General features: G+C 39.0%; 11 protein-coding genes. 9 read left to right on the forward strand and 2 right to left on the reverse strand.

Annotated elements, in window-relative coordinates:
* Window positions 1-47: 47 nt before the first annotated feature.
* Complete coding sequence (locus HMPREF3129_RS15150) at window positions 48-626, reverse strand: YajG family lipoprotein (protein ID WP_036919782.1); 579 nt, start codon at window positions 624-626, stop codon at window positions 48-50.
* Between the two features lie 330 nt (window positions 627-956).
* Between HMPREF3129_RS15150 and bolA the strand changes: the two genes are divergently transcribed.
* From bolA to HMPREF3129_RS15195, 9 genes are all read left to right on the forward strand, one after another.
* Window positions 957-1,271 carry a transcriptional regulator BolA gene (gene bolA, locus HMPREF3129_RS15155; RefSeq protein WP_004245090.1) on the forward strand — a complete coding sequence of 105 codons (315 nt, stop codon included), beginning with the start codon at window positions 957-959 and terminating at the stop codon, window positions 1,269-1,271.
* 322 nt (window positions 1,272-1,593) lie between these two features.
* A complete protein-coding gene (gene tig, locus HMPREF3129_RS15160; protein WP_004245089.1) occupies window positions 1,594-2,898 on the forward strand; it encodes a trigger factor in 1,305 nt (434 codons plus the stop codon).
* Between the two features lie 256 nt (window positions 2,899-3,154).
* Window positions 3,155-3,778, forward strand: coding sequence for an ATP-dependent Clp endopeptidase proteolytic subunit ClpP (gene clpP, locus HMPREF3129_RS15165; RefSeq protein ID WP_004245088.1), 624 nt, complete (start codon window positions 3,155-3,157; stop codon window positions 3,776-3,778).
* A 144-nt stretch (window positions 3,779-3,922) separates the two neighbouring features.
* Window positions 3,923-5,194 carry an ATP-dependent protease ATP-binding subunit ClpX gene (gene clpX, locus HMPREF3129_RS15170; RefSeq protein ID WP_004245087.1) on the forward strand — a complete coding sequence of 424 codons (1,272 nt, stop codon included), beginning with the start codon at window positions 3,923-3,925 and terminating at the stop codon, window positions 5,192-5,194.
* A gap of 257 nt (window positions 5,195-5,451) precedes the next feature.
* Window positions 5,452-7,806 (forward strand): endopeptidase La, encoded by a 2,355-nt coding sequence (gene lon, locus HMPREF3129_RS15175; protein WP_004245086.1) that lies wholly within the window; start codon window positions 5,452-5,454, stop codon window positions 7,804-7,806.
* Window positions 7,807-8,027: 221 nt separating this feature from the next.
* The gene (hupB, locus tag HMPREF3129_RS15180; RefSeq protein WP_004247229.1) at window positions 8,028-8,303 is read left to right on the forward strand and encodes a nucleoid-associated protein HU-beta; all 276 of its coding nucleotides are present in this window, start codon (window positions 8,028-8,030) and stop codon (window positions 8,301-8,303) included.
* Between the two features lie 467 nt (window positions 8,304-8,770).
* Window positions 8,771-10,648, forward strand: coding sequence for a peptidylprolyl isomerase (gene ppiD / locus HMPREF3129_RS15185; protein ID WP_004247230.1), 1,878 nt, complete (start codon window positions 8,771-8,773; stop codon window positions 10,646-10,648).
* Between the two features lie 254 nt (window positions 10,649-10,902).
* Window positions 10,903-11,277, forward strand: a complete 375-nt coding sequence (locus HMPREF3129_RS15190; protein WP_017628271.1) for a ComEA family DNA-binding protein — start codon at window positions 10,903-10,905, stop codon at window positions 11,275-11,277.
* Between the two features lie 212 nt (window positions 11,278-11,489).
* Window positions 11,490-11,897, forward strand: coding sequence for an acyl-CoA thioesterase (locus tag HMPREF3129_RS15195; protein WP_004245082.1), 408 nt, complete (start codon window positions 11,490-11,492; stop codon window positions 11,895-11,897).
* Window positions 11,898-12,289: 392 nt separating this feature from the next.
* Here HMPREF3129_RS15195 and queC read toward each other — a convergent pair whose 3' ends face one another.
* Entirely contained in the window at window positions 12,290-12,988 is a 699-nt protein-coding gene (queC, locus tag HMPREF3129_RS15200) for a 7-cyano-7-deazaguanine synthase QueC (RefSeq protein ID WP_004252552.1), read from the reverse strand.

The raw sequence follows: 12,988 nt of genomic DNA on the forward strand, positions 1-12,988 counted from the left end.
TTTTAACGGCTTGTTTCTTGCTATCTTTACAAGCCGTTTTTTATTAATTAACGAGCGTTAGATTTGATGTATTGGCTGACAGAAGGATCTTTTGCCATATCACTGACAAGCTCAGATAAAACATTATTAATCGCTGCCGCTATTTTATCATTGGATGCGCCAAATGGGCCTTGTACATTGTAGCTAGTACGATAGGTTTTGGTGTTTGTACTGCCATTAGGCATGCTGACAACAACGGAAATATCTGCTTTAGCACTAATATTATGGCGTAGACTTCCTTCACTAATATCTGCGTTCAGTTTATTTATCACCACAATTACGTCAGCTGCGGCTGGAGAGCCAAAAGTATAGCCACGTGCCATCATCTGTTTTTGAACGATTTCTTGCATTAGAAAAGCTAAATCACGTGTAGGTACTAAAACCTCTAACTTACCATTACGACTCATTTCCGCTAAGTTTTTCGAAGGTCGTTTATCTTGGCTGGTGATACTAAGTGTAATTGGGCGCATAGTTGGATCTGATGGTGGTACAGATATCACTGGCTCAATCGATAATTTATTGCTTGGTGTTGCACATCCTGCTAGCAGTGTCAGCGCAAACACGGCACAAAGTAAATTTTTTATCATGATAGTGTCTCGATTAAGTAATTCTGCCGTTTTCTCAGCAGATAAGGGTGGCTATTTTGCCTATCATACCACTGCAAAAGCGTAGCTAATATCCCTTTAATGAACGAAATTATCTGATTTTTATCAATACGTTTTATTGTGATAAGAACAGATTTATAACTCACGCCATTTCTCTTGTTAAGGTGAGCATTTTACTCAAGAGAAAAAATAAGCGATTATCATAGGTAATGTTTAAGACAAGAAAGCCATTTATCTGTATTACGAAAAGTTATTTATTCACTTAACTAACAGATAACTTCTTTTTTTGATTGTTATGTTATAAGGACTGAGATGATCCGTGATGATATTGAGAATAAGCTGATTTCACGCTTTTCTCCCCATTTTTTGCAAGTCATTAACGAAAGCCATCGTCATAATGTACCTGCAGGCTCGGAGAGCCATTTTAAAGTCGTTATTGTGAGTGACTTATTTAATGATAAACGCAGTGTGTCACGTCATCGTGATGTTTATCAAACGTTATCTCATGAATTAGATAATGGCGTTCATGCTTTAGCTCTGCACACTTTTACCTTGAGCGAGTGGGATGAACAACAAGATAAAGCATTACACTCTCCAGGATGTCGTGGTGGAAGCCAACAAGATTAATCAGAAGATTGTTAATCGTGAGTAAATGATGACTAAGATGCGTATTTTTTGTTCTTTATGGGGCTAAAAAGCAGTGTTAACCTTGTTTTTATGAAAAAATTGAGGAATAAAACGGCTCTTTCTCGACTCAACCCCTCTAGATCGTTATAATGTCGCGTCTAATTTTCAGTAAGGTTTCGGGATGCTTCTGATATCAGGGATCCTCGTTTTTTTAAATGTGGCGGCCCCGGTTCTGAAAGGAGTATTAAGTCTAATACTACTTGCCGTAGATTAGCTTCCTTTAAAGTAGACCGAGCACTAAAACTTATTTTGAGGTAACAAGATGCAAGTTTCTGTTGAAACGACTCAAGGCCTAGGGCGTCGTGTCACAATCACCGTACCAGCCGCTGATATCCAAAAAGCTGTAGACAGCGAACTGAAAAAAGCTGCTAAAACTGTTCGCATTGATGGTTTCCGTAAAGGACACGTACCAATGTCTATGGTTAAACAACGTTACGGTATGTCTGTTCTGAATGATGTTCTGGGTGATCTGATGCAGCGTAATTTCATCAACGCTATCATCGAAAACAAAGTTAACCCAGTAGGTGCACCTGATTACAAACCAGAGCAATACAAAGAAGGTGAAGACTTTGTATACTCTGTAGAATTCGAAGTTTTCCCAGAAATCGAACTGAAAGATCTGGAAAGCATTGAAGTGGTAAAACCTATCGTGACAGTTAAAGACGAAGACGTTGATAACATGCTAGAAACTCTGCGTAAACAACAAGCCGAGTGGAAAGATAAAGAAGGTGAAGTTGCGGCAGAAGATCGTGTAACTGTTGATTTTAATGGTTCTATTGACGGTGAAGAATTTGAAGGCGGAAAAGCTGAAGATTTCGTACTAGCAATGGGCCAAGGCCGTATGATCCCAGGTTTTGAAGAAGGTCTTATCGGTCATAAAGCAGGTGAAGAATTCACTATCGATGTGACTTTCCCAGAAGATTACCACGCTGAAAACCTAAAAGGTAAAAAAGCACAATTTGCTATCAACCTGAAAAAAGTGGAAGAGCGTGAACTGCCAGAATTAACTGAAGAGTTCATCAAACGCTTCGGTATTGCAGATGGTTCAGTTGATGGTTTACGTGCCGAAGTACGTAAAAACATGGAACGTGAGCTGAAAAATGCGATCCGTACACGTGTTAAATCACAAGTTATCGATGGCTTAGTGAAAGCTAACGAAGTTGACGTACCTGCAGCTGCGGTAGATAGCGAAATTGAAGTTCTGCAACGTCAAGCAGCACAACGTTTCGGTGGTGATGAAAAACAAGCTCTGCAATTACCACGTGAATTGTTCGAAGAACAAGCAAAACGTCGTGTTATCGTTGGATTACTGTTAGGTGAAGTGATCAATAGTAATGAACTGAAAGCAGAAGACGAGCGTGTGAAAGCGTTGATCGACGAAATGGCTTCAGCTTATGAAGATCCATCAGAAGTTGTTGAGTTCTACAATAAGAACGAACAACTGATGAATAACATCCGTAATTTAGCATTAGAAGAGCAAGCGGTAGAAAAAATCTTAGCAACTGCTAAAGTAACGGAAAAAGAAACTAACTTCACTGAACTAATGAACGAAGTTCAGATGGGTTAATTTTTAACCGCGATATCGGTTTTAAGCAAAAACCCGTGGTAAAAACCACGGGTTTTTTTCAGTTTGTGTATATTTATCAAATTTTGTCTTGAAATTTGAGCGATTATCTCCAGATAATTCTATAGTCATTTTATCACTCCTCGCGAGGCGCCTTGAATGTCTTGTGAGAGATTGGATCATTTGCAATGGTCATGATCAATTATCTCAAGTAAAATTGTTGTCATTGGCACCAATAAGAATGCAATAGGAGACAGATATGTCATTTAACGACACCCAGGAACAATTCGCACCTAATATGGCTTTGGTGCCGATGGTTATAGAGCAGACTTCACGAGGTGAGCGCTCTTACGATATTTATTCACGTTTATTAAAAGAACGTATCATTTTCCTGACTGGCCAAGTTGAAGATCATATGGCCAATCTCATTGTTGCTCAGATGTTGTTTTTAGAAGCTGAGAACCCAGAAAAAGATATTAACCTGTACATTAATTCACCGGGTGGAGTGATCACTGCAGGTATGTCGATTTATGACACAATGCAATATATCAAAGCGGATGTTAGCACTATTTGTATGGGACAAGCTTGTTCCATGGGTGCATTTTTATTATCTGCAGGTGCAAAAGGTAAACGTATTTGTCTACCTAACTCACGTGTCATGATCCACCAACCTTTAGGTGGATACCAAGGCCAAGCGACAGATATTCAAATCCACGCTCAAGAAATTTTGAAAGTGAAATCGCGTATGAATGAGTTAATGGCTCAACATACGGGGAAATCTATTGAAGAAATAGAAAGAGATACTGAGCGTGATCGTTTCTTATCCGCTAACGAAGCGTTAGAATATGGTTTAGTTGATAAAGTTTATACACAACGCAGCTAGTCATATTCCGTTGTAATAGCTATGGAGTTAACAGGTTTTCTTTGTTATAGATTGATATAAAGAAAGCTGCTATTAATCTCTAGATAAAAAAGTCTTTCTTCCTCTTATTCGCTGATAAGAGGAATAACTAAGTGAGGTTAACTGATGACAGATAAGCGCAAAGATAGCTCTGGGAAGCTTCTGTATTGCTCTTTCTGCGGTAAAAGCCAGCATGAAGTAAAGAAATTAATCGCTGGCCCGTCGGTTTATATTTGTGATGAATGTGTCGACCTTTGTGTTGATATTATTCGTGAAGAAATAAAAGAATTAGCACCTCATCATGAACGCAGTGAATTGCCAACGCCACATGAAATCCGTAAACATCTTGATGATTATGTTATCGGTCAGGAGCTGGCGAAAAAAGTATTGGCAGTTGCCGTTTATAATCACTATAAACGTCTGCGTAATGGCGATAAAGCCGATGGTGTTGAGCTAGGGAAAAGTAATATCCTGCTGATTGGCCCGACAGGTAGTGGTAAAACATTATTAGCAGAAACGTTAGCACGTTATCTTGATGTACCTTTTACCATGGCCGATGCGACAACGCTAACAGAAGCGGGCTATGTAGGGGAAGATGTTGAAAACATCATTCAAAAACTACTACAAAAATGCGATTACGATGTGCAAAAAGCACAACGTGGTATTGTTTATATTGATGAAATTGACAAAATCACTCGTAAATCTGAAAACCCATCAATTACACGTGATGTTTCTGGCGAAGGTGTACAGCAAGCATTATTGAAATTAGTTGAAGGGACAGTAGCTTCTGTACCTCCTCAAGGCGGGCGTAAACATCCACAGCAAGAATTCTTACAAGTAGATACTTCGAAGATCCTCTTTATTTGTGGTGGTGCTTTTGCCGGACTGGATAAAGTAGTTGCGCAACGTCTAAATACCCATTCAGGTATTGGTTTTGGTGCAGAAGTGAAAAGCCAAAATGAGAAAGCGAGTGAAGGGGAGTTATTAGCGCAAGTTGAACCAGAAGATCTGATTAAATTTGGTCTGATCCCTGAATTTATTGGTCGTTTGCCTGTTGTTGCAACATTAGGTGAGCTCAATGAAGATGCGTTAATTCAAATTCTGCAAGAGCCTAAAAATGCCCTGACTAAACAGTATCAAGCATTGTTTAAATTAGAAGGTGTAGATTTAGAGTTCCGTAAAGATGCTTTAACCGCGATTGCTAAAAAAGCGATGTCGCGTAAGACAGGGGCGCGTGGTTTACGTTCCATTGTAGAAGCTGCATTACTTGATACAATGTACGATCTTCCTTCATTTGAAAATGCAGAGAAAGTGGTTATTGATGAAAATGTAATCAATGGGAAATCTGAACCGCTGATTATATATAGTCAACCTGAAAATCAGGCATCGGGTGAATAATATAGCGAAAATCAGCAATACCTCTTGTCTGATATTATCTATTTTCTCCCTTTTAGGGCAAAAAAATAGGATAACGCGTGCCAACGCAATAAAAATGAGGGAATTTTCCCTCATTTTGTTTTTTTAATAGGGAATGCTATTGAATGTCGGAAAACTGCCCTTATATATTTTGACAATCCGTAGAATTAATTTTATTTGGTGAGATGCGAATAAAATTACCTGTAAAAGCGTTAAGCTAAAAACGAAGAGAGAGCTCTATGAATCCTGAGCGTCCAGAACGTATTGAAATACCTGTATTGCCATTACGTGATGTCGTTGTATATCCACATATGGTGATCCCGTTGTTTGTTGGTCGTGAAAAATCTATTCATTGCTTAGAAGCTGCGATGAACGACAACAAACAAATTATGCTGGTTGCGCAGAAAGATGCATCTACTGACGAACCAGGTGTTAATGATCTTTTTTCTGTGGGGACAGTGGCTTCTGTTTTACAGATGCTGAAACTGCCTGACGGAACCGTAAAAGTGCTTGTTGAAGGTATTCGCCGCGCAAAAATTACCACATTATCTGATAATGGTGAGTATTTCCAAGCTAAAGCGGAATATCTAGACACGCCCGTTGTTGATGAGCGTGAACAAGAGGTACTAAATCGCACGGCGATCAATCAGTTTGAAGGTTATATCAAGCTGAATAAAAAAATTCCGCCAGAGGTATTAGCCTCATTGCATGCGATTGAAGAATCTGCGAAGTTAGCTGATACCATTGCTTCGCATATGCCTTTGAAATTAAAAGATAAGCAAGCTGTGCTTGAAATGTCTGATGTAACAGAACGCCTAGAGTATTTAATGGCGATGATGGAATCAGAAATCGATCTGCTGCAAGTTGAAAAACGCATTCGTAACCGCGTTAAAAAGCAGATGGAAAAAAGCCAGCGTGAGTACTACCTCAATGAGCAGATGAAAGCGATCCAAAAAGAATTAGGTGAGATGGATGATGCACCTGATGAAATGGAGTCGTTAAAACGCAAAATTGAAGCGGCGAAAATGCCCAAAGAGGCGAGAGAAAAGACAGAAGCTGAACTTCAGAAATTAAAAATGATGTCGCCAATGTCTGCTGAGGCAACAGTAGTCCGTAGCTATATTGATTGGATGGTACAAGTTCCTTGGAATAGCCGTAGCAAAGTGAAAAAAGACTTAGTGAAAGCGCAGGAAGTACTTGATACGGATCATTATGGCTTAGAACGTGTGAAAGAGCGTATTCTTGAATATCTCGCGGTTCAGTCTCGTGTCAGCAAAATTAAAGGGCCAATCCTGTGTTTGGTAGGGCCTCCTGGGGTAGGTAAAACGTCGCTAGGTCAATCTATCGCGAAAGCGACAGGGCGTAAATATGTGCGTATGGCATTAGGTGGGGTACGTGATGAAGCTGAAATCCGTGGTCACCGTCGTACTTACATTGGGTCGATGCCTGGTAAGTTAATCCAAAAAATGGCCAAAGTTGGCGTTAAAAACCCGCTATTTTTATTAGATGAAATCGACAAGATGTCATCAGATATGCGCGGTGATCCAGCTTCAGCACTATTAGAGGTGTTAGATCCAGAACAAAATATCGCCTTTAATGACCACTATCTTGAAGTGGACTACGACTTATCCGATGTTATGTTTGTGGCGACATCTAACTCCATGAACATTCCGGCGCCATTACTCGATCGTATGGAAGTGATCCGCTTATCGGGTTATACCGAAGATGAAAAACTCAACATTGCAAAACAGCATCTGTTACCAAAACAGATTGAACGTAATGCACTGAAAGAGAATGAGCTAACAATCCACGATAGCGCGATTATGGGCATTATTCGCTATTATACGCGTGAAGCGGGTGTACGTAGCTTAGAGCGTGAAATTTCTAAATTATGTCGTAAAGCGGTTAAACAACTGCTGATGGATAGTACTATCAAGCATATTGAAATCGATGAAAATAATCTGAAAGATTATTTAGGTGTACGTAAAGTCGATTATGGTCGTGCTGATACAGAAAATCGTATTGGTATGGTAACAGGGCTTGCTTGGACAGAAGTTGGTGGTGACCTACTGACGATTGAAACGGCAAGTGTACCGGGTAAAGGTAAACTGACCTTCACTGGCTCGTTAGGTGAAGTTATGCAAGAGTCGATTCAAGCAGCGATGACTGTGGTTCGTGCTCGAGCTGACAAACTGGGCATTAATGGCGACTTCTATGAAAAACGTGATATTCATGTACACGTACCAGAAGGCGCGACGCCAAAAGATGGTCCAAGTGCGGGTATTGCAATGTGTACCGCGTTGGTTTCCAGTTTAACGGGTAATCCAGTTCGTTCAGATGTTGCAATGACGGGAGAAATTACCTTACGTGGTCAAGTATTGCCAATCGGTGGATTAAAAGAAAAGTTACTTGCGGCACATCGTGGCGGAATTAAGACAGTTCTTATCCCTGATGAAAATAAACGTGATTTAGAAGAAATTCCTGAAAACATTGTTGCTGATCTGGATATTCACCCAGTGAAAACAATTGAGGAAGTTTTAACGTTAGCCCTAGAGAAATCGCCATTTGGCATCGAAGTAGTGACTAACAAATAACACTAAATCGTGATGTGAATCATAATATTTCACTAAAAAAAAGGCTGGATAAGCAATAAAAGCTTGCCAGTCTTTTTTTGTGTCGTTAATTTAATGGGGTTTATTAATTAATAGTCCTGTTTTATCAGTCTTGCTATATATAAAAAGGCTTGATATAACGACGTTTGCAAAATTTGCCATTAATGGTAAAAAATAACGCATAAATTATGGGGATGAAAAGCGTGAATAAAACTCAACTGATCGACAAAATTGCTGCGAATGCAGATATCACTAAAGCGGCAGCGGGTCGTGTTGTAGATGCAATGGTAGCTTCAATCACTGAATCTTTACAAAAAGGTGATGACGTTGCATTAGTGGGCTTCGGTACATTTACCGTACGTGATCGCGCAGCACGTACTGGCCGTAATCCACAAACAGGTAAAGAAATTCAAATTGCTGCGGCCAAAGTGCCTGCATTCCGTGCGGGTAAAGGTCTAAAAGACGCAGTAAATCAATAATTGAGTAAATCGTTTTTCTGCCTAATGTGTTATTGGGTTGACGTTATGGATAAACAGAAAACGAATCGATTAAGAAATAAAGCGCATCTTTAAAGGATGCGCTTTTCTTTTTTACCACAGAAAAGGGGATTAAACCGAGTATTCTCTGGTGATAAGACGTGAAACTAAAGTAGTCATTTGATAGAATAGCGCGTTGTTCTATAACTGAAATAGACAACATGAAAGCATCTCATGGTTAGCTAAAGACTTAACTGACCAATGAGTCAATTAGAGCTGTTTATTTTGTATCTGTAAGATGTGTGTTAAGACTCAAATTTTATACGGGATTGGCTATTTCTAAGGATTGTCGCGTGTTGCGACATTTTGATATTAAGCCAGCGATGAGCATGTTAAATTAGCTGTGCTCAAAATAGTCGTGTAACACCAATAAAAAATAATTTTTTCACCAAACGGAGCCTAGTCTCGTTATGATGGACAACATTCGTTCAACTGCTAATAATCCTTTTATTAAGATACTATTAGCTGTGATCATCCTCTCTTTCGTCCTAACTGGTGTGGGCGGATATCTCTTTAGTTCTGGTGTTAATGATGCCGCTGAAGTTAACGGTTATAAAATAAGTCGTGCTCAGTTAGAGCAAGCTTATCAACAACGCCGAGCACAACTACAAAAAGACATGGGTGACAATTTTGCTTCCCTCGCATCATCAGATGAGGGACAAAAAATGATCCGCCAACAAGCATTGAATGTGCTGATTAACCAAGCTTTGCTGGATCAATTTGCTCAAGAGTTAGGTATTTCTGCTGGCGACCAGCAAATCAGAGACGCGATTTTTGCGCTACCTTATTTCCAAACTGATGGTAAATTTGATAACAAAAAATACGTTGAGTTATTAACGGCGAATAATATTGACGCGGATGCCTTTGCTGAAGGAATTCGTCAAAATCTGATTAATCAACAATTACGTTATTCTATTCAAGGCACTGACTTTGCTTTAGAGAGCGAAGTTAAAGACTTTGCCGGCTTAATGCTACAAAGCCGTAATGTGCGTCTCGCTTCATTAGATATTCAGCCATTCCTTGAAAAAGAGACGGTATCAGATGAAGAATTAAAAGCCTTTTATGACCAAAATACCTCTATGTTTATCGCTCCAGCACAAGTTAAAGTGAGCTATATTCAGTTAGAAGCCCAAAAAGATTTAAGCAACATCACTATTTCAGATGATGAAGTTAAAGCTTATTACGATAGTAATATCAGTGAATTTACTGTTCCCGGACAAAAAAAATACAGTCTACTTGTCTTAGCAGATGAAACCGCTGCGAAAGAAGCTGAAGATGCGTTGAAAAATGGCGCTGACTTCGTCACCTTAGTAAAAGAAAAATCCATTGATACTTTTTCTGCTAAACAAGATGGTTCATTAGGCTGGATCACTATTGGTCAAGAGCTACCAGAATTAGCAAATGCGAGTTTGACTGAGAAGGGGCAAATTTCACAGCCAGTTAAAATCAGCAACGGTTATGCTATTTTCCGTCTTGATGATATTAAACCTTCGGTGGTAAAACCTTTTGATGACATTAAAGCTGACTTATTAGTAAAAATGCGTGAAAACAAAGCCATTGATGATTTCTTCGCATTGCAGCAAAAAGTGAGTCAAGCCGCTTCAAATGATAACGACACGCTAGCGACAGCAGCAAAAGCAGGGAACGTCACTGTAATCAATACAGATTGGTTTGATGAAAACAATGTACCAGCAGCCTTGAATAACGAAAAGTTAACACAGCTTATCTTTGGTGGTTCACTGGTTGATGACAATGGCCCTACAGGCATGAACTCAGATATGGTTACCCTTGGTAATGATAGTGCTTATATTGTTCGTGTCGAAGGATATAAACCTGCATCAACCCAACCATTAGATAAAGTACGTGACAAGGTTATTACACTGGTCAAACAGCAAAAAGCTTCTCAAGCGATGAATGCGCAAGCTCAGAAACTCCTTGCAGCCTTAAAAGAAGGTAAAGGAGAGGCGGCATTGAAAGAAGCAAATATCTCGTTTGGTGAGGTAGAAAGCGTGGTTCATTCATCAGCCACAGATCCGATACAAAGTGCTATTTTTGCTATGCCAAAACCAGCAGAAGGTAAAAAAGAGTACGGTATGTCTAATGTACCGGGTTCAAAAGTGGTCTTAATCCAATTAGATAGTGTCACTGATGGTAAGCCAACGGCAGAACAGCTTGAATTTATGACTAATCTCTATCGCGCCCAAATGGGAGAAGAAGCTTTACAACTTATGCTCAGCGATTTAAGAGAAAAAGCAAAAATCGAGATTTTTGATAAAGATTATCAATAAACTATCTTAGATTGATTGAATAAAAACCCAGTTTCGACTGGGTTTTTTTATGGCTAAAATTATATTCAAGATTAGAACTTGCGAGCAGTCACGTCATTTTTTGTAACGCTATTTTTTTATTCAATTTATTTTTCTTACTCTCTCGTAATTCATATGGTTGCTAATTGCTGAATTATTTAAGGCTTGGCATTATTTGATGGCATTCAGTAATCGCTGTTTGCTGTTGAATATACAGTTATTTTTACAAAAAGGAGATGATTAAAATGGATAAAAAAACACTATCAGCATTTATGGCATCAATATGTTTAACATTAGGTTTAGGGTTATCACCACTCTCTTATGCCGATGATATATCGCCTTCAACATCAACCATGTTGATTGAAAAAGGGGATCAAAAAGAGAGTGCTATCAGTGAGGTAAACGCTAGTGCACAAGGAAAGTTGGATATTAATAGTGCAACACTTGATGAATTAATGACGCTAAAAGGGATCGGAAAAGCAAAAGCGCAAGCCATTATCGATTATCGAGAAAAAGTGGGGCGTTTTGCTTCTTTTGATGATCTCGCCAAGGTCTTTGGTATTGGTATGAAGCTTATTGAACAAAATAAAGATCTAATTATTATCAACTAATTACTCGATAATACTGTACCCCTTTTTTGTGATCAAAAAGGGGTACAGAATTGCCTTTATATAATATTAATAATCAGATGGTATTTTAATTTGGGTAATAAATAATCGGATGAAATATACCCTATTTGATATTTTTGACTATATTTAAGATATTACATAGAAATTTCTCTTAGCTAAAGTTTGTTAGGGATATCAAGAGGTAATAAAGTCATATGAGTACATTAATTAAAGTTTATGGATTCCATTTAGATGTTTTTGAGCATGTGAATAATGCACGTTACCTTGAATTTTTAGAACAAGCGAGATGGGATTGGATTGAACAACACTTAGATCTCGCTTGGTTTAAACGGCATGGTCTAGCACTCGTTGTCGCGAATATTAATATCAACTATCGTTTGCCCGCTAATTTAGGCGATGAACTAATCATTAGTTGTGATATTGCAGAAGTCGGTATTAAAAGTGGCGTGTTGTCTCAAAAAATAGTGAGAAAACAAGATGGTGCATTGATTTCAGATGCATTAGTGACTTTTGTACTCGTTGATATCAATACTAAAAAAGCATTAACACTTACAGATCAGTTACGAGAAAAATTGGAGTATGTACGCCAGTCTGCTGATTAGCATTGATGTTATCCAGTTAACCGTCTAATTTTATCGGTGATCGTAACATATTAGCGGCAGGATATACCGTACTTACCTGTGTAAGGGAGGGAGTAGTCAGCCCACTCGCTGAAGCAGGAACCCACCGAGACGAGTCAGACTGTGGTCTGAACCGCTGTAGGGAGCCACGTCCTTTAGGGCATGGAGGAGGTCAATTGGTTTTGGTATAGAATAATTCCCCGCTCTGTTGTTTTCAGGGCGGAGAAAATCACAGGGGAAAACTGGGTAAAACAACTGGTTAATTAGTTATCACGGCTTCGACGACTTTATTAGCAACCTAACAGGCCGCGAATTAAAAATAACTGCTACGGGTGTAAACGCACAGAAAACAAAGCTAACACATTTTTGACAGATTATTTAAGGCCAACTTTATTTTTCATGGCGTCCATGACGGCATTTTTGTCTTGTAAATAGCCATGAAGTCCACGCTCTCTTAAATGGCAAGCTGCACATTGACCACAACCATCACCTTGAATACCGTTATAACAAGTTAAGGTGTTGTGGCGTACAAAATCTAACTTACCGTAATAGTCAGCGAGTGCCCAAGTTTGCGCTTTATCTAACCACATCAACGGAGTGATAAACTGAATATCACGAGCAATACCTAAATTTACCGCATGATTTAGAGCCTTAACAAACTCATCGCGACAATCTGGATAACCTGAGAAATCAGTTTCACATACGCCGGTAATAACGCTTTCAGCACCAATCTGATAAGCATAAATGGAGGCTAATGTAAGAAATAAAATATTTCTACCAGGTACAAAGGTACTAGGAATATCGCTTTGTTCACTCTGTTTAAAATCAGGCACAGGAATATTGTCACGTGTTAAGCTGCTGATAGCGAGTTCATTGAGTAAACTGACATCCAAAACTTTATGTGCGGTTGCACCTAATAATTGACTGACTCTTTGTGCTACCTCAATTTCTTCTTTATGACGTTGTCCATAATTAAATGTAATACAATGAACTTCATCATACTGCTCTAGTGCTTGGATTAGGCAGGTTGTCGAATCTTGTCCACCACTAAAGACAACGACCGTTTTTTTCAT

Origin of the sequence: Proteus sp. HMSC14B05, assembly GCF_001808035.1 — a bacterium.
Classification (GTDB): domain Bacteria; phylum Pseudomonadota; class Gammaproteobacteria; order Enterobacterales; family Enterobacteriaceae; genus Proteus; species Proteus mirabilis.